General features: G+C 45.3%; 16 protein-coding genes. 6 read left to right on the plus strand and 10 right to left on the minus strand.

Going from position 1 to position 17,095, the window contains the following annotated elements; all coding sequences use genetic code 11:
• The first annotated feature begins 12 nt into the window (after nucleotides 1-12).
• Nucleotides 13-384, plus strand: coding sequence for a fluoride efflux transporter CrcB (crcB, locus tag AS194_RS11515; RefSeq protein WP_058025635.1), 372 nt, complete (start codon nucleotides 13-15; stop codon nucleotides 382-384).
• Nucleotides 385-503: 119 nt separating this feature from the next.
• Here the strand turns inward: crcB and AS194_RS11520 are convergent, their stop codons facing one another.
• The 5 genes from AS194_RS11520 to potA all read right to left on the minus strand — a co-directional run bounded on the left by AS194_RS11520 (nucleotide 504) and on the right by potA (nucleotide 5,123).
• Nucleotides 504-974: a hypothetical protein gene (locus AS194_RS11520; protein WP_058025636.1), complete on the minus strand. Its 471-nt coding sequence runs from the start codon at nucleotides 972-974 to the stop codon at nucleotides 504-506.
• Nucleotides 975-1,233: 259 nt separating this feature from the next.
• Complete coding sequence (locus AS194_RS11525) at nucleotides 1,234-2,124, minus strand: LysR family transcriptional regulator (protein ID WP_058025637.1); 891 nt, start codon at nucleotides 2,122-2,124, stop codon at nucleotides 1,234-1,236.
• Nucleotides 2,125-2,215: 91 nt separating this feature from the next.
• The gene (gene potC, locus AS194_RS11530) at nucleotides 2,216-3,004 is read right to left on the minus strand and encodes a spermidine/putrescine ABC transporter permease PotC (protein ID WP_058025638.1); all 789 of its coding nucleotides are present in this window, start codon (nucleotides 3,002-3,004) and stop codon (nucleotides 2,216-2,218) included.
• Nucleotides 3,004-3,882: a spermidine/putrescine ABC transporter permease PotB gene (gene potB, locus AS194_RS11535; RefSeq protein ID WP_058025639.1), complete on the minus strand. Its 879-nt coding sequence runs from the start codon at nucleotides 3,880-3,882 to the stop codon at nucleotides 3,004-3,006. Before potB ends, potC begins: the two co-directional genes overlap by 1 nt.
• A complete protein-coding gene (gene potA / locus AS194_RS11540) occupies nucleotides 3,882-5,123 on the minus strand; it encodes a spermidine/putrescine ABC transporter ATP-binding protein PotA (RefSeq protein ID WP_058025640.1) in 1,242 nt (413 codons plus the stop codon). The genes potB and potA overlap by 1 nt, the downstream gene beginning before the upstream one ends.
• Before the next feature lie 431 nt (nucleotides 5,124-5,554).
• On the opposite strand from potA, the gene AS194_RS11545 reads away from it, so the two are divergent.
• From AS194_RS11545 to AS194_RS11555, 3 genes are all read left to right on the plus strand, one after another.
• Nucleotides 5,555-6,193 carry a carbonic anhydrase gene (locus AS194_RS11545; protein ID WP_058025641.1) on the plus strand — a complete coding sequence of 213 codons (639 nt, stop codon included), beginning with the start codon at nucleotides 5,555-5,557 and terminating at the stop codon, nucleotides 6,191-6,193.
• Between the two features lie 154 nt (nucleotides 6,194-6,347).
• Nucleotides 6,348-6,905: a lactoylglutathione lyase gene (gloA, locus tag AS194_RS11550; RefSeq protein WP_058025642.1), complete on the plus strand. Its 558-nt coding sequence runs from the start codon at nucleotides 6,348-6,350 to the stop codon at nucleotides 6,903-6,905.
• Nucleotides 6,906-6,982: 77 nt separating this feature from the next.
• Complete coding sequence (locus tag AS194_RS11555; protein WP_058025643.1) at nucleotides 6,983-7,966, plus strand: mechanosensitive ion channel family protein; 984 nt, start codon at nucleotides 6,983-6,985, stop codon at nucleotides 7,964-7,966.
• A 261-nt stretch (nucleotides 7,967-8,227) separates the two neighbouring features.
• Here AS194_RS11555 and AS194_RS11560 read toward each other — a convergent pair whose 3' ends face one another.
• The 3 genes from AS194_RS11560 to ribA form a co-directional block, all read right to left on the minus strand.
• A complete protein-coding gene (locus AS194_RS11560) occupies nucleotides 8,228-8,701 on the minus strand; it encodes a c-type cytochrome (protein ID WP_058025644.1) in 474 nt (157 codons plus the stop codon).
• 290 nt (nucleotides 8,702-8,991) lie between these two features.
• Complete coding sequence (gene hemF, locus AS194_RS11565) at nucleotides 8,992-9,990, minus strand: oxygen-dependent coproporphyrinogen oxidase (protein WP_058025645.1); 999 nt, start codon at nucleotides 9,988-9,990, stop codon at nucleotides 8,992-8,994.
• A gap of 7 nt (nucleotides 9,991-9,997) precedes the next feature.
• Nucleotides 9,998-10,657, minus strand: a complete 660-nt coding sequence (ribA, locus tag AS194_RS11570; protein WP_058025646.1) for a GTP cyclohydrolase II — start codon at nucleotides 10,655-10,657, stop codon at nucleotides 9,998-10,000.
• A 533-nt stretch (nucleotides 10,658-11,190) separates the two neighbouring features.
• On the opposite strand from ribA, the gene dxs reads away from it, so the two are divergent.
• The gene (dxs, locus tag AS194_RS11575; protein ID WP_058025647.1) at nucleotides 11,191-13,248 is read left to right on the plus strand and encodes a 1-deoxy-D-xylulose-5-phosphate synthase; all 2,058 of its coding nucleotides are present in this window, start codon (nucleotides 11,191-11,193) and stop codon (nucleotides 13,246-13,248) included.
• A 353-nt stretch (nucleotides 13,249-13,601) separates the two neighbouring features.
• A complete protein-coding gene (locus AS194_RS11580; RefSeq protein ID WP_058025681.1) occupies nucleotides 13,602-14,429 on the plus strand; it encodes an inositol monophosphatase family protein in 828 nt (275 codons plus the stop codon).
• Between the two features lie 57 nt (nucleotides 14,430-14,486).
• On the opposite strand, the gene AS194_RS11585 is transcribed toward AS194_RS11580, so the two are convergent.
• Both AS194_RS11585 and AS194_RS11590 read right to left on the minus strand, forming a co-directional pair.
• Nucleotides 14,487-15,914: a WS/DGAT/MGAT family O-acyltransferase gene (locus AS194_RS11585; protein ID WP_058025648.1), complete on the minus strand. Its 1,428-nt coding sequence runs from the start codon at nucleotides 15,912-15,914 to the stop codon at nucleotides 14,487-14,489.
• A gap of 134 nt (nucleotides 15,915-16,048) precedes the next feature.
• Nucleotides 16,049-16,831 carry a thiazole synthase gene (locus AS194_RS11590; protein ID WP_200960359.1) on the minus strand — a complete coding sequence of 261 codons (783 nt, stop codon included), beginning with the start codon at nucleotides 16,829-16,831 and terminating at the stop codon, nucleotides 16,049-16,051.
• Nucleotides 16,832-17,095 lie beyond the last annotated feature (264 nt).

Consider the following 17,095-nt stretch of genomic DNA (forward strand, 5'->3'; position numbering starts at 1 on the left):
TAAGGACAGTCTATGCAGTGGCTTGCTATTGGTCTGGGAGCAGCATTTGGTGCTTGTTTGCGTGCGTGGTTGTCGCGCTTTAATGCGTTACACAACTGGATACCACTTGGCACGCTCGGCGCTAATATCTTGGGTGGACTGCTGATAGGACTGGCACTGGTGTGGTTTGAGCGCATGGGAAGTGGTCTATCTGATAACGTTCGTGTGTTTGTGATTACTGGGTTTTTGGGTGGGTTGACTACCTTTAGTACTTTCAGTGCAGAGGTATTTGGCTTTATCCATGACGGGCGACTGCTGGCAGGCTTAGCGCTCATCGGCTTGCACGTTGGACTGACATTATTAGCAACCGCGTTTGGCTTTTATTTCTTTAAGCTAGTTTTGTAGGCGTTGATAGATATTAATCGTTTAAGAGTCTGTTATCAGTGGTTCCATATTAACAGTCTGTTTTAAATGGTCTATTAATGAGTTTAAAGGGTGAAATAACTGGTTTCGTTGGGAATATACTATGGTATTAACCATCGTTTCTTCAGCTCTGGAGTATCTTCAACTACAGAATACAAGATAGCGACCCTATCAGTTAAGCAACTATCACTAGCTCTTGAATCTAGCTTTGGAAGGTATTTACTATCTATAAACCCTCCTCCCAACATTAAATCTTTATCTAAAGATATTACCTCTCCGTTCAAGTAAATTTCTCTTTTTTCAGCGTTAAATTTCACATCGTCTGTATTAAATACAGGCGTAGTAATGCTCTCACCGTCCGCCAAAAATAAACAGTTGTCTTTGAAGATAAATTTTCCCGATATCAAAGCAGCAAACTGAACATTGTTACTTTCATCGTAGTAAGAGAAAAAGTTACTTAATTTCGGCCTGTCATTTGCATTAACGACACTATTATTCATTGGCATACTAGAAGCACAAGCTGATAGAAAGGAACTTAATAAAACAAAAGTAAATAATTTTTTGATATTCATATTGACTCGCCCTAAAAATAAGATTGCATTGATTTTAAACTCTACGACTGAATACAGAAAGCTCTTAGTTAATATTTATCCTCGGAAAGCTTATTGTATGTACACTCTGACTATTTCAGCGAGTTAAACCCCTGATTTCATTAACCTAAAGCTAGATATTCAAGTCCTCACTAGGGAACCATCATTCCTCCAGCACCTATCTTAATGTAAGAAAGGGAACGATATTTTATAACCAAAAAATGTAATAAGCAGTGAAGTATTAAACGGGCTTTACAATCCCTTCCAATAAACTGGCAAAACCCTGCATATAAGCCATATCTTGGCTCGCCGTACGCGTCGCCGCATACAACTGACAATGTACGCCATCACCTAATGGTCGCGAGACGACCCAGCCTTTTTTCTCATATTCAGCAACCACCCAATCAGGCAATGCTGCCACACCGCGCTCGCTCGCGACCAACTGAATTAGCATCGCGGTCAGCTCTGTCGTACGAACACTCTTAAAGCTTACTTGTGCTGGCGTCATAAAATTGGCAATGATGTCGAGACGCTTGGCCTCTACTGGATAGGCAATCAATGTCTCGTTAATCAAATCATTGGGGTTAATAAATTTTTGAGCAGCTAAATCATGTGTTGGTGACAGCACCAAACGACTCTCATACTCAAACAATGGCTGATAGCTGATACCGTCGAGCGGCAAATCACTGGTCGTAATTAGTAGGTCAATATCACCTTCCATCAAGAGATGGTGCGGCTCAGGCTCAAACCCTGTGGCAAAATCCAGCTCAACATCCGACCACTCACGGCGATAGTGATTGAGTATCGGCATCAGCCAATCAAAACAGCTATGACACTCTGATGCCAGTCGTAATCGACCAGCTTGACCGTGCGCTAAGCGCTTTAGATCGTTTTTGGTACGCATGACTTGCGGCATGATATTATCCGCTAAGGCTAGCACAGCTTTACCTGCTGGCGTGAAAGTGAGCGGGCGGGTGCGACGATTAACGAGGCTGATATCGTAGTAGTTTTCTAACTCTTTTAATTGATGGGATACCGCAGACGCCGTGACATGTAGCTCATCGGCCGCTGCCGCAAGTGAGCCATGGGCTCTAAGCGCGGTTAATGTATTAAGATGACGAAGCTCAAGCATAATAGTACCTAACCGCTAAGGTGAGAAAAATTCATTATAGTGGATACTGTGTTGATTTTCACTCATAGATGTTGTCAATGAGTGATTGCTGCTAGCGTTTACGTAGCAACAGCTGTGAGATGACCACCAATACTAGCGAGGCAACCAATAATAACGTACCTATTGCATTGACTTCAGGTTTGAGACCGACTCGCACCATCGAATAAATACGTAGCGGTAAAATCTCATAACTAGGCCCTGTGACAAAGGTGGATACCACCACATCATCGAGCGATAAAGTAAAAGCAAGCAACCAACCGGCCATGACCGCTGGCAAGATAACTGGAATCAGCACTGTGCGCACCATCGTTGACTCACTGGCACCCAAGTCGCGCGCCGCTTCCATCAAGCGCTCATCTAAGCTGCTCAAGCGTGCAAAGACAGTAATCACAACAAAGGGTAGGCAAAAAGTAATATGTGCCAATAGCAATGAGACAAAGCCCAACTGCAAGCCAATTAATAGGAACAGCGCCAATAACGAGATAGCCAATACAATCTCAGGCGACATCATCAGGACAAATAGCAGCCCATTTAGTAAGCCTTTGCCGCGAAAGTTGTAACGATGTAAGGCGAGGGCAGTGAGCGTTCCTATTAAGGTTGAGACGGTAGCCGCGACTAACCCCAAGACAATAGAATGCCAAAACGCATCGAGCATCGCTTGGTTATTAAACAGTGATTCGTACCACTTTAGGCTAAAGCCGCCCCAGTTATAGCCAATTTTTGATTTGTTAAATGACATCACCACCAAAACAATGATGGGTAGATATAACAAAGTATAAATCAGACCGAGATAGCCTTTAGCAGCGATACTGCCAATCCTGAGTGTACGCGAATAAGACATTAGGCCACCTCGTTAAAGTCAGTCTTGCCAATGCGGCGACTACTGGCACGGTAGGCTAGTAATAATACCGCCATTGCCACTGTCAATAACACGCTAGCCGCCGCACCAAACGGCCAGTCACGGGCGTCTAGGAATTGGTTTTTGATGATATTACCGACCAATAAATTACGAGAGCCCCCCAAGATATCCGCCACATAAAACATACCCATCGCAGGCAAGAGCACAAGCAGCACCCCAGAGATAATCCCCGGCGTCGTTAACGGTAAGACCACATGCCAAAAGGTCTGTGTTTTAGTTGCGCCCAAATCCTGTGAGGCTAATAGCATGTCATTGCGTAAGTCAGTAAATACTGCATATAACGGCAGTACCATAAACGGAAATAATAAGTAAGTTAGGCCAGCAATGACCGCGCCTTGCGTATATAAAATATCGATAGGGGCATCAATGACACCGATTGCCAGCAGTGACTTATTAATCAAGCCATTATTCGCAAAGAGCAGCTTTAGCGCATAGGTGCGTACCAGAGAGTTGGTCCAAAAGGGCAGGATCAACAGCAGCATGAGTAACGGCTGCCATCGCACTTTTACCTTGGCCACGAGCCACGCAAAAGGGTAGCCCAGCAGTAGACAGATAACCGTTGTGATACCTGCCATCCATAATGAATGAACAAAGACCTCAAAATATAACGGATCAACCATGCGCACATAGCTGTCAATACTGACAGGTAAGCTAATAAAGGCGCTGCTATCTCGGGTTAAAAAACTGACCGCGATGACCAATATATTTGGTAATAGCGCAAATATCAGTAGCCAACCCCAGATCATCCAGAGCGTTGCCGTACGAAACGGACTTTTGCTGCCTAAGTGGTTGCGGGCCATCAGCTACCATCCTTTTGTACAGTCGCCTTGTTTGTATGGTCAGCGTCTTCTGGCAGTACCCACTCCCAGCCATCGACCCATGAGACCTTGACGCCTTCATTTAGTTTGTAATCAAAGCTTGGGTCATCTTCATCAAAAAACTCAGAGGCCTTAATGATATGGCCATTTGCCAATTCAATAATCGAGTCTAACGTACTGCCTTTATAATTACTCTCGATAACCCGTCCCAATAGTCCGCTATGCTCGTTATCTTTTGGATCATATATTCGTAGATCTTCGGGACGAAGTAGTAAATTAACGATGTCGCCCACTTGCACATCATTGGCAAAATTGGGTCGACGCAAGTTACGTAGCGTTGTTGGCCCTTCTTGCGCTTGAGCCTCACAGACTTCAACTTCGATGCGTCCATTGGTCACGTTGCCATCACGATCTGGAAGGTCTGGATAGACACCCTTGACCTCAGCTCTAAACAGATTGGTCTCGCCGATAAACTTGGCAGTAAACAAGTTAGCAGGAGTCTCATAAATCTCAATAGGCGTGCCGATTTGCTGGAACATGCCGTCTTTCATCACGGCAATGCGGTCTGACATCGACAGCGCTTCTTCTTGATCATGCGTGACAAATACAAAGGTAATGCCTAGCTCACGTTGCAAACGCTTGAGTTCAGACTGCATTTGCAAACGCAGTTTGTGATCAAGCGCGGATAGTGGCTCATCGAGTAGTAATAGCTTGGGGCGATTGATCACCGCACGGGCGATCGCCACGCGCTGCTGCTGCCCACCAGATAAATCCTGCGGTTTGCGATTGGCCAAATGCTCCAACTGCACCATGGCCAGCATCTCGCTGACGCTAGCTTGAATCTCAGCTTTTGGCACTTTTTTTAGCTTTAATCCATACGCGACATTTTGGGCGACGCTCATATGTGGAAACAACGCGTACTGCTGAAAGACGGTATTGACCGGACGTTTATCAGCGGATAAGCCTGCCATCTGTACGCCATCTAGATAGATTGTCCCCGCATTGGGTTGCTCAAAACCTGCAATCAAGCGCAGTAATGTCGTTTTGCCACAGCCTGAGGGCCCCAGCAGGGTCAAAAACTCGCCGTGCTTGATATCAAGGTTGATGTCTTTTAGAACCTCGGTTTGATCGTAGGTTTTTTTGATACCATTTAATTGCAGCAACGTCTTGTCATTTTGAGGTGACGCAGAGGTTTTGTGCGTGCTTGGCGATGGGTCGGTCATAATATCTGTTCCTAAGCGTCCAATAGATCAGAGCAGTAAATCAATGCAGCCATCAAGGTATCTCGATGTCATCAAAAAACTGGCAAGAGCGTAAGCACGATTTGATTGCTGCCTGATAGCTGTCTGATTGCTGCGTATTATAACAAACCCGTGATATAAATCAGTGCAAGTTCGTTATAAGTTACGCGAGTCGTACCGTCATAGCAGCGATGGTTACGGCTATATTTTTACAGTTATAGGTTGGTGTATAACGACATTTAAACAAAATTTTTTACCGTTTTTTGGCGTCTATTCCTATACAATCACGATATAGCTGACAAACATAAGGCATCTGATGGGTGAGTGTGAATAGTCATCTGCCCATTTATGTTTGCATACAAGTATATAAAGCCGTTTATAACTCTCATATTATTGATAATAAAGGATCTCTCATGCCTACTGATATACGTCCAACAACAGGTCAAGAAGCCCTTGAGCTTTTAAAAGAAGGTAATGCCCGTTACGTGGATAGTCTCACCAGTACCGATGAATATATGCAGCGTCGCCCAGAATTGGTCAAGGATCAAAATCCATTGGCCATTATTTTGGGCTGCTCGGATGCACGAGTACCTGTTGAGATTGTCTTTGATCAAGGCTTGGGGGATTTGTTTGTCATACGTGTGGCGGGCAATGTGGTGGCGCCATCACAGATTGGCTCAATCGAATTTGCCGCCGAAGCCTTTGGCACACAGTTGGTGGTAGTCCTTGGACATTCAAAATGCGGCGCGGTCACGGCCTGCGTTGAGACCTTGATCAATCCTGATCAGAACTATTCTCCTAATTTGCAATCGATCGTTGATCGCATTCGCCCAAGTGTCTATAACTTGCATGAGCTGGCGACCGCCAATGGTCAAGACGTCGATGCCGATGAGTTGGTTGATCGTTCTATCCGTGCCAACGTGCGCATGTCAGTGAGTCAGCTAAGACATGGATCGCGTGCACTAGAGGATTTGACTAACAGTGGTCAGCTACTCGTTGTCGGTGCTGAGTATGACCTAGAGACAGGTAAGGTACGATTCTTAGACAGCTAATATATATCTAGACATGAACACACTTTGTTCATATTCTTACAAAACCCTATCAATTATTTTGCCATTTTTTATTATGATGAGAGACAGCAGTGAATCATGACAGTCGTGATTCGCTTATTTATAATACTCTTTTTTGAATAACCTTAGGATAACTATGTCTACCAACGATAATAACGCAACCATCGCACAGCCTGCGAGCAGCATCAGTGCAGATGGTGTGCAGTCGATTTCAGCACAAACGACAGGTTTTACTTTCAATCACACTATGCTACGCGTCAAAGATCCTGTCAAGTCATTGGCGTTTTATACTGGCGTGTTGGGTATGACGTTGCTGGCGGTCAAAAAATTCCCTGATATGGAGTTTGATCTGTATTTCTTGGCAAAGCTAACTGAGAGCGAGCGCGACAACTTGCCAGCTGGTGATGATTTAGAAATTTTTGCTTTCCGTCAGCGCGGTATTTTGGAGCTGACCCATAATTATGGCACCGAGACAAAAGCGGACTTTAGCTATCACGATGGCAACCAAGACCCTCAAGGCTTTGGACACATTTGTTTTAATGTACCGAACTTGGATGAGGCCATTGCTTGGTTTGATAAGAACGATGTTGAGTTCAAAAAACGTCCAGAAGACGGCAGCATGAAAAACATTGCCTTTATCAAGGATGTTGATGGCTACTGGATTGAAATCGTACAAGCTGATTTGATGTCATAACTGGCAAAACAGTGGTGAGATGTTCATTTATTTATTCATTTAAACACGCGCTAAGACAGCAATAGGAGCAACCCTTTATGCCTACCCCTGACGTGAGCCGCCTATCGAACACGCTAACCGATGGTGTGACCGTCTATCAACAAGTGGTCTATACCACGCAAGACTTGGCAAGTGGCTTTATTGAGCGCATTCCATATTTTATAGCGGCGCTCATTGTGTTGGGGATTTTTTGGCTGTTGTCGATTATTTTCAAAAAAGTGGTGCATAAAACCTTAGGCGCGCGCGTGCGTCATCAAAACTTGGTGAAGGTATTTCAGCGCATAGGTGGGGCGCTTATTCTGTTTATTGGCTTTATGATCGCCATGGTTGTTGCTATTCCAGGATTTACACCAGCCAAATTAATCGGCGCGCTGGGTATTGGTTCGGTGGCGATTGGTTTTGCCTTCAAAGATATCTTTCAAAACCTACTCTCTGGTATTTTATTGCTAATCTCAGAGCCGTTTCGTATCGGTGATCAAATCGTCTCAGGGGACTACGAAGGAACGGTAGAAGATATCAAGATCCGTGCAACGACCATCAAGACTTATGATGGTAGGCAAGTAGTGATTCCAAACTCGGAGCTGTATACCTCGGCATTGACCGTCAATACCGCTTATAAGCAGCGCCGCTTACAAGTGGCGGTGGGCATTGGTTATGAAGACGATATCGAAACAGCAAAGGCTGAGATTCTACAAGCTTTGGATAAAGTTGAAAGCGTATCGAGAAAAGCGACGCCAAGTGTTATTGCGACAGGGTTTGGCGGCTCTTCTATGGATCTGATAGTACGTTGGTTTATTGATAACGGCACTCAGGCTAATAAAGTCGCTTCTATTCATCAAGTCATCGTAGAAGTCAAAAAAGCGCTGGATGCAGCCGGTATCAATATTCCATTCCCCATACGTACGATAGATCTAAGCGATCCTTCGGTGAAGTCTATTGTTAAGCAGATAAATAAGCAGCAAGATGAGGACGTTAATGATGATGATAATGCCAAAAAAGCAGAGACAGAGCAATTTGCTTAGAGCGTTATTTCAAAGAGCTGTCTTCACGTGATGTTTTTTGAGCAATAAAAAACCGCCATATTTAATGATATGGCGGTTTTTTTGTCTTTCTACAAACTATAGTGAATTCAGTATAAAAACGATACAGTGGGACTGGGATAAATTTTTCGCAGCATCGAGCACCGTAGGCACAGCACGTAAGGAAAATTTAGACCAGTTCCACCTTGATATATAATGTATCTGTTTTATTTAGGATTGATTATACTAGGCCAGTACAAAAAGTTAGTCATTCTTTGCTCTAAATTCGGTATGGCACGATTTGCAACTTGCGCCCACTTCACCAAAGGCAGGCTGGACGTCTTCGACACTAGTAGCCGACTGTGCAGCAGCATTTAGCTCAGCCGTCACTTTTTGAAAGTTGTCCGCTTCAGCACTGAAACCATCAGCATTTGACCATACGGCTTCAGTCGCGTTGCCCATGGCTTCTTGGTTTTCAAAGTGACTCCAAGGGTTTGCCGCATCTTCTGCCAAAAATGATGCCTGCTCTTTGAAAACCGCCGCATCAAAGGTATCAGGGGCTTTGACCATATCACCCATGACGCCCATCGCATCGCCCCAGCTTTTCATGCTGTCTTGGCGCGCTTTGATATCAGGATCGTCGCCTGCACCGCTACACGCTGTCAAACCCAGCGCCGCTGCCATTAAGGTGATGCTAAAAAAAGATTTCAAAGATTTTTTGGTATAAACCTGTGCCATATGACTTACTCCTTTAAACGTGGCTAATAGTAGGCATCGCTATCACGCTCGCCTTACCTCAAATATTATTATAAAAATATTTCTTAAGATTCTTTTGCGCACAGTGGCTGCGAAAGAGTCTCTACTATTGTAGCGTTTATCGGCAGAATGGGGGCAATATAATGTTATATCCTCGTAATCATCGGATGATATAAAACCCCTTTAGCAAATCGTTTGTTAGATATAAAAAAGGCCAGCGATAATCGCTGACCTACACTCTCAAACCTAACATTCTTGAGCTTTAAAAAAGCTTAGAGAGCCAACCAATCACGCGGCTTGAGATAATAATCAGTCAACTCAAACTCAGGTGTGCCCTCAGCCGGCTCAAACCGATAATGCCAGCTGGCAAGAGGTGGCATACTGACTAAGATCGACTCAATACGGCCGTTGCTCTGTAGGCCAAATAATGTGCCACGATCGTAGACCAGATTGTACTCTACATAACGGCCACGGCGATAGAGCTGAAACTCACGCTGTGCTTCGGTATAAGGCATATCTTTACGCTGCTCAAAAATCGGCATGATACCGTCAAGGTAACCATTGCCGACGGCTTTCATAAAGTCAAAGCATCTCTCAAAATCCCAGCCGCGACTCTCAAAGTTGACATCGTCGTAGAACAGCCCGCCAATACCGCGCTGCTCATCACGATGACGCAGATGGAAGTACTCATCACACCACTGCTTAAAGTCAGGGTAGACAGTATCGCCAAAAGGCGCGCACAGATCGTGACAGACCTGATGCCAGTGTACGCAGTCAGCAAGCACCGGATAAAATGGCGTCAGATCAAAGCCGCCACCGAACCACCAAATTGGATCTTCGCCTTCTGCTTCTGCCACGAACAAACGTACGTTGGCGTGGCTGGTTGGGACATTTGGGTTTTTGGGATGTACCACTAAGGACACGCCCATGGCTTGCGCTTTGCGACCAGCGATATTGGGGTGGCGTGCAGTGGCAGAAGCAGGCAAATTGTGGACATGGATATGACTGAACATCACGCCTGCTTTTTCGATGACCGTGCCATCTGTCAATACGCACGAACGACCGCCACCACCCTCTTTGCGCTCCCAATCGTCAGGGACGAAAGTTGCATTGCCGCCGCCATCGCGTTCTTGTGCCTCTAAGGCGTCGCAGATACGAGCCTGCAGTTCCACCAAAAACGCCCGTACGCGCAGGATGTCATGATTGGTTGGCGTGGTCTCTGACGCTACGGTTGATGGGTCTGCTTGGTTATCTATATTTGAAATACTCATAAGACATCTATTTATTTAGGTGTATGGCTGTATTAAAAACTTTATCGAGCATGTGCCCCATACGATCGCGTTTGGTTGCTAGATATTCAGCGTTCATATCGTTGACACCGACCAACAATGGCACCCGTTCGACAACGTCAATACCGTGCTCCGTCAAATAAGCAACTTTGTTTGGATTGTTAGTGATGAGTCTGACAGCATTGACACCGATATAGGCAAGCATCGGACCACACATATCATAGATACGCGCATCAGCAGGCAAGCCTAACATGAGATTGGCATCCAGCGTGTCGTGTCCCTGATCTTGGAGGGCATAAGCGCGAATCTTGTTGGTCAGACCGATACCGCGACCTTCTTGACGCAAATACAAAATCGCACCGCAACCTGACTCTTGGATGGCTTGCATGGCAGTATTGAGCTGTGGTCCGCAGTCACACTTTAATGAGCTAAACGCATCGCCTGTTAGGCACTCAGAATGAATTCGAACCAGCGGAATTGGTCTTTGCGACGACGTGTCATCTGAGCTAGGTGCTGTCGTTTGATCGACCACAGACAGACCGACGGTCAGCATAACATGCTCTTGGCCTTCGTCGTTTTCAAAGATATGAATATCAAACTCGCCATGACGAGTGGGTAGTTTGGCACTAGTGATAAATTGATATGACATTACTGTCCTGCATAAGCCTAAAGTCGTGGAGGTGAAGGGTTTGTGATAATGCTATTAAACCCGCAATAACATTCTAGCCTGAACGGTAAGGCCAAGATGATAGCAGTATAACCCTTTCATAAAGAACGCGTGCTTATTGTATTTATTATAAAAACACACAAAGTTCACAGACGACGCACGATGATTAAAGCGACAATTAAAAAAAAATGCTATTATGCCATACTATTTTGGTGGATACAGTGACAAGTCTTTATCCTTACATTACTATGTCGTCACTAACATCCGATATTGATGCAAAATAATAGGGCATAATAATAGTCCTTGGTATTAAAGCACGTAGTTTTGAGGCACGATCTACTGTGGTAGCGTGTTCATATGATACGTAGCGCAGCTATATACACGTAAAGTTGCATGAATAATTATATGGTCGATTACATCAATAATGATGTAGATATTATTGACGTCTCTCAATTGTAGCTATTGCTATATTGGAGACACGTCTTGTCAGCAGATTGGTAGGTATTGTACGGTTTATGCAGCAGTCACTTCATTCCCCAAAGTCTCAGTCCTCATCTGCATCAGTATCTGATTCTGCCGCCCAGCTATCGAGCTTACAGCAGACTTATACTGTGATTCCTCGCGTGCGTCCGCATACGCCATTGCTTGATGCCATTAACACACCTTCTGATATGAATACGCTTTCAACCACTCAGCTGATTACGCTGGCTGATGAACTGCGTCTTTTTTTGTTGTATTCAGCAGGACAAAGCGGTGGGCATTTTGGCGCCAATTTGGGTGTGATTGAGCTGACGATTGTATTGCATTATCTACTTGATGCTCCGCAGGATCAGATAGTGTGGGATGTGGGTCATCAGGCCTATGCGCATAAAGCCCTGACAGGTCGCCGTGAGCAGCTGGCAACGATCAGATCAAAAGATGGTCTGACTGCATTCCCAGAGCGTGCAGAGTCTATCTACGATACATTTGGCGTTGGGCATTCATCAACCTCTATCTCAGCCGGTTTGGGCATGAGCTTGGCGCTGCGCTATCAAGGCTACGCGCAGACCGTTGCCTGTATCATTGGTGACGGAGCGATGACTGGCGGTATGGCTTTTGAGGCGATGAACGACGCGGTACAGCAAGATGCTGATCTGCTTGTCATTTTGAACGACAATGATATGTCGATTTCTTGTTCTATCGGTGGTTTTTCGCGGCATTTAGCGATGCTTTGGGAGTCGGGCTACCAAGTCGATATCTCTGAGTCAGGTGAGCCTGTGCTTTGCCAGCGTCCTGATATGCAAGCATTTGATCGCCGCAAACGTCACAAAGAGATGCGTGATGTACCGCAATTAGAAGATAACTTATTCAAAGCGATTGGCTTTACCTATTTTGGTCCGTTTGATGGACACAATATCCCTGAGCTACTACGTGTGTTGTCAATTGCCAAGCAAGTCAAAGGGCCTGTTTTGGTACATATCTATACCACCAAAGGCAAAGGCTTTGCACCAGCAGAACTAGATCCGGTCGGCTATCACGCGATTAGTAAGCTACCAGCAGAGATTCATAATGAGTCTCAGAGCAAATCTGCAGAAGCATTAAAGCAAAACACAAAACCTGCGCTAAAATACTCGCAAGTATTTGGTAATTTCTTATGCGATAAAGCGGCCGAAGACGATAAGTTGCTCGCGATCACTCCTGCTATGGAAGAAGGCTCGGGCATGATTGACTTTGCTCGTCATTTTCCAACACGCTTTTTTGATGTGGCTATTGCCGAACAACATGCGGTCACGCTAGCGGCCGGTATGGCAACGCAAGGTGTCAAACCTATTGTGGCGATTTACTCGACGTTCTTACAGCGCGGATACGATCAGCTGATTCATGACGTGGCGCTACAGAATCTCGATGTCATGTTTGCAATTGACCGTGCAGGCCTCGTTGGTGAAGATGGTGCCACGCATGCAGGCGTGTTTGATTTTAGCTTTTTACGTTGTATCCCGAATATAGTGATTGCTGCGCCAAAAGATGAGAATGAATGCTACCATCTGCTCAATACTTGCTATGAACATCAGGGATGTACGGCAGTTCGTTATCCACGTGGAACTGGGACAGGCGCCGTTATCGAGCAGCCAGCACAGACTTATAAAATCGGTGAAGCCGTTATTGAGTCAGTATTGGGCAGCAATGATGCGCCTTATAAGCTAGCACTATTGGCTTTTGGTACGATGGTGGCGACTGCTCAGCAAGCGGCCGAGAGCTTAACCGGTGATGATACAGCGTTAGAGTGTCAGGTACATGTGGTCAATATGCGCTGGGTAAAACCGCTAGATACAGCTATGCTTGAGAGTTTACTGGCGCAAGGGGTGACGCATATCGCAACCATAGAAGAGCATATGATTATGGGTGGCGCGGGTAGTGCAGTGAATGAATACTTGCTCAATGAATCGGCTGCTTTCAAACGTCAGCGTCCAGCTGTTAGCAACATCGGTATTCCTGATCGCTTTATCGCGCATGGATCGCAAGCTGAGCAGTGGGCGGATTGTGGTTTAGATGTTGCAGGGGTTATTAAGCAGCTTAAGCAACTGTTGTCGTAAATTTTACTTTTTAGATTTGCAGTATTATTTACAAATTATTGTTTTAAAAGCTATTACTGTAAACAGATACTCGCTCTTTAAACAGAGCAAACGCCTGCTAGCCGTAGGTGCCAACTTTTTTACAACTTGCGCAGTTTGTATGACCACCAAAATACTGGGTTGGTCAGCGTGACGGTTTTTTCGTTTTTATCGAACAATTTTAGTATAATGCGGTTGCCTGTTATCAATTATCATGGATAACAGGCAGGTGTTTAATCGCATAGATGTGGTGTGATGCGGCGGCTGTTTGGCATGTTGTGGGCACAGAGTTGGTTTTATTTTTTATATTCATTCATCAAGCAAATAGGTTATTTATGGAACCCATGGTCGTCATCGCAGCGCGTACTGCTGAAAAAGTTGGTAAAGAGATTTTATATGCGCATCAAAACCGTCACAAAATCGAGTTAGATATCGAGTCTAAAGGACTTGATGGTCTGGTGACGCGCATCGATCGCTTTAGTGAAGAGCTCACGATTGAGACCCTAAAAGCCAGCTATCCGAATCATTCGTTTTTGGGTGAAGAGTTTGGTATGCAAGAAGGTCAGGGCGAAGACGCCGACTGGTGCTGGATTATCGACCCATTGGACGGTACCAAAAACTTCGTTCATGGTGTACCGCAGTTCTGCGTATCTATCGCTGTACAGCACAAAGGCGTGACGCAGCACGGTGTCATTTATGACCCAGTCCGTGACGAGATGTTCTCTGCTAGCCGTGGTAAAGGCGCACGTTTGAACCAACGCCGTATCAACGTCAGCGAACGCAAAACCATCGATGGTGGGTTTTTTACCACAGGTCATCCGCTTGAGCGTAAGCGCAATGGTGAAGTGATCTCTTATGCCAAGCAGCACTTTGAGAGCTTACAAAAGATCTCTGAAGCTGGTGGTCAGGTACGTCGTCTGGGTTCAGCGGCGCTTGATTTATGTTATGTTGCTGCTGGACGCTTTGATGGCTATTTTGAGATGTCGATTAAGCCTTGGGACATCGCAGCAGGTGAGCTTATCGTCACCGAAGCGCGCGGCGTTGTGGTCGATCACACGGGCGCGCACAACTCTATGACCTCAGGCTCTATCTTTGCTTGTAACGTCAAACTGCTCAAGCCATTGATGCAAACCGTCGTGCCAATTTGGGGCGATGTGATCTAATTATAAAATAAGCAGGCTTAAACGCTGAGCGAGTCAAATATTAAAAAGCTGGTTCCGTTAAGGAGCCAGCTTTTTTGTTTTTTTAACAGGTTTATCTTCAACGGTGATACCTTTAAACGCCAACTCTTGACTGACAGTTTCTAGCAACTGTAGCTCTTCTTCTATCAGCATGAGCATGTCTTGGACACGCGGTAATGCTTTACTGCAAGCAGTGATGCCAAACTCAATTTTATCTAAATAACTGGCCAAAGTAATATTCATGGCTTGACCGTTGAATACGATAGAAGCGGGATACAGTGATTGTAAGCGTGCACCATTCCAATATAGCGGCTTCTCAGAACCAGGAACGTGAGAAATAATGAGGTTAAAGGCTTGCTTTTTTGGAAATACGCCAGTCGCCAAGTTGATACCTTGCCATGCATAGGCGATGACGCTGTAATTAATGACTTGCGCTTGATTCATGCGGCGAAAGCGACGTTTGCCATTATTCATACTGCGATGGATAAGCTCTATCCTGCGTAATGGGTTGTCCAAATGTGTGCCCAAATTCGCTAGTACAAATGACAGCTGATTGCCCGATATACTATCATCAGTACGCAGTGACATCGGTACAAACGCAATCAGCGGCTTGCTGGGTAGCGCATCCATTGAGATCAAATAACGACGAATAGCGCCAGCACAGACGGCTAATACCACATCGTTTCTACTGATTTTTAATCTTTCGGCAGTTTTATTAAAGCGCTGTATGTCATAAGACTGCGCCGAGATACGACGTGATGCGGAAATGCGCCTGTTCAAAATACTCATCGGCGCGTCAAACGTACCGACATAGCCTTCATCACCATAGTTTTTCAGATTGTCTATCAGTTCTGTAAATACCGGTTTGATGGTAGATATTTGCTCTTTCATGATGCGCCTGATAGATCTTTCGGCAGGCAAAATAGCATTCATTTGATTACGGTGACGCGCCATCAGTGACCATACTGGTAGCGAGACGGGCTCAGTAGGGGATTGTGATAAGGATTTTTTTACCAAACGCATGGCAGCGATACCATCAACGAGCGAGTGATGAATCTTAAAATACCAAGCAAAACGTTCAGGCCCACCTTCTACTTCTGGCTCAATTCCTTCTATGACATGGCATTCCCAGAGAGGCATCGCACGATCTAACAGTCGACCGTGTTCTCTTGACACGTACATCAACAGCTCACGAATACGCCCAGGACTCGGTAGCGCCACATGATGTAAATGATGCTCAACATCAAAATCTTTGTCTTTTTTCCAAAACACCAAATGCTCTAGCACCTGATTGAACGGAAAGCTCGGCGGTACATCAGATTCTTGCATTTGTTTTACCAGCTGATAAACAAAGTCGCTATCAGCGCCCTCGGGTAATTCAAATAAAAACAATCCGCCAACGTGCATTGGTTGTTTACGCGACTCAAGAAGTAAGAACAACTGGTCGACTGCTGTGAGAAGTCGCATAATAAATCCTTTTATGACGATAATGAATAAACGATAATGAATAAAAATGATAGCTGACGGCGTGCTGACCCAACCAGATTTCCGTCTTATTATTTTATAATCGGTTTTTTGTTAGGGCTGACCCGAGCAAGCGCTTACTGGAAAAAATAGCCCGTCTGCGGTGAGCTGGCAGTTGCCATCTTACGCATTGGCATACGACCTGCCAAAAATGCGGCGCGGCCTGCCCATACGGCATGTTTCATGGCATGTGCCATCATCACAGGATTTTGTGCATGGGCAATTGCTGAGTTCATCAGAACGCCATCACAGCCAAGCTCCATGGCAATCGCAGCATCAGATGCCGTGCCAACACCCGCGTCAACCAATACGGGCACTTTGGCGTTTTCGATGATGAGGCTGAGGGTATGGCGATTAAGCAAACCAAGCCCAGAACCAATCAAGCTACCAAGTGGCATAATAGCGACACAGCCCATGCTCTCTAACTCTTGGGCGACGATAGGATCATCTGAGCTATAGACCATGACTTCAAAGCCATCATCGACCAGTACTTGAGCCGCTTTTAAGGTCTCAGTGATATTAGGATAGAGCGTTTTTTCATCGCCCAATACTTCAAGCTTAACCAGATTGTGCCCGTCCAATAACTCGCGTGCAAGTTTGCACGTACGAATGGCAGTTTCAGCATCGAAGCAGCCAGCCGTGTTCGGCAAAATCGTGTATTTGTCAGGAGAGATGACATCGAGCAAGTTTGGCTCATCACTGTTTTGTCCGATATTGGTACGGCGAATAGCGACGGTCACGATTTCTGCTGCCGAAGCGGCAATGGCTTCTCCAGTCTCGCTCATGTCTTTATATTTGCCCGTACCGACCAGCAGGCGAGAGGAAAAGGTACGACTACCAACGGTAAAAGTATCTTGCAAAAGTGGTGCCGGGTGAGTAGCAGTGCTAACGTTCTCTGACATAACTAAAAATCCTAATGGCGAGCGGGCAAGGTGGACAGAAAAAATATAACGAGATTTCTAAGTAATATTAAAAAAGTGCAGTAGACAATAATAGCGCACTGTTAGCAAAATAAAAAATCGCATGATAAGTTGGCTATATATACCGTAAAAATAGGCGAGTGGCGATACATAAAAAACGCCGACCACATAAAATAATACGCGTCTAAAACAAAATGTTATTAT

The sequence above is a fragment of the Psychrobacter piscatorii genome, from assembly GCF_001444505.1.
Classification (GTDB): Bacteria; Pseudomonadota; Gammaproteobacteria; order Pseudomonadales; family Moraxellaceae; genus Psychrobacter; species Psychrobacter piscatorii_B.

What these genes read in the sequence shown, in the direction of transcription:
- crcB (WP_058025635.1), top strand. Translation starts at nt 13, where the DNA reads ATGCAGTGGCTTGCTATTGGTCTGGGAGCAGCATTTGGTGCTTGTTTG.
- AS194_RS11520 (WP_058025636.1), bottom strand. Translation starts at nt 974, where the DNA reads ATGAATATCAAAAAATTATTTACTTTTGTTTTATTAAGTTCCTTTCTA.
- AS194_RS11525 (WP_058025637.1), bottom strand. Translation starts at nt 2,124, where the DNA reads ATGCTTGAGCTTCGTCATCTTAATACATTAACCGCGCTTAGAGCCCAT.
- potC (WP_058025638.1), bottom strand. Translation starts at nt 3,004, where the DNA reads ATGTCTTATTCGCGTACACTCAGGATTGGCAGTATCGCTGCTAAAGGC.
- potB (WP_058025639.1), bottom strand. Translation starts at nt 3,882, where the DNA reads ATGGCCCGCAACCACTTAGGCAGCAAAAGTCCGTTTCGTACGGCAACG.
- potA (WP_058025640.1), bottom strand. Translation starts at nt 5,123, where the DNA reads ATGACCGACCCATCGCCAAGCACGCACAAAACCTCTGCGTCACCTCAA.
- AS194_RS11545 (WP_058025641.1), top strand. Translation starts at nt 5,555, where the DNA reads ATGCCTACTGATATACGTCCAACAACAGGTCAAGAAGCCCTTGAGCTT.
- gloA (WP_058025642.1), top strand. Translation starts at nt 6,348, where the DNA reads ATGTCTACCAACGATAATAACGCAACCATCGCACAGCCTGCGAGCAGC.
- AS194_RS11555 (WP_058025643.1), top strand. Translation starts at nt 6,983, where the DNA reads ATGCCTACCCCTGACGTGAGCCGCCTATCGAACACGCTAACCGATGGT.
- AS194_RS11560 (WP_058025644.1), bottom strand. Translation starts at nt 8,701, where the DNA reads ATGGCACAGGTTTATACCAAAAAATCTTTGAAATCTTTTTTTAGCATC.
- hemF (WP_058025645.1), bottom strand. Translation starts at nt 9,990, where the DNA reads ATGAGTATTTCAAATATAGATAACCAAGCAGACCCATCAACCGTAGCG.
- ribA (WP_058025646.1), bottom strand. Translation starts at nt 10,657, where the DNA reads ATGTCATATCAATTTATCACTAGTGCCAAACTACCCACTCGTCATGGC.
- dxs (WP_058025647.1), top strand. Translation starts at nt 11,191, where the DNA reads ATGCAGCAGTCACTTCATTCCCCAAAGTCTCAGTCCTCATCTGCATCA.
- AS194_RS11580 (WP_058025681.1), top strand. Translation starts at nt 13,602, where the DNA reads ATGGAACCCATGGTCGTCATCGCAGCGCGTACTGCTGAAAAAGTTGGT.
- AS194_RS11585 (WP_058025648.1), bottom strand. Translation starts at nt 15,914, where the DNA reads ATGCGACTTCTCACAGCAGTCGACCAGTTGTTCTTACTTCTTGAGTCG.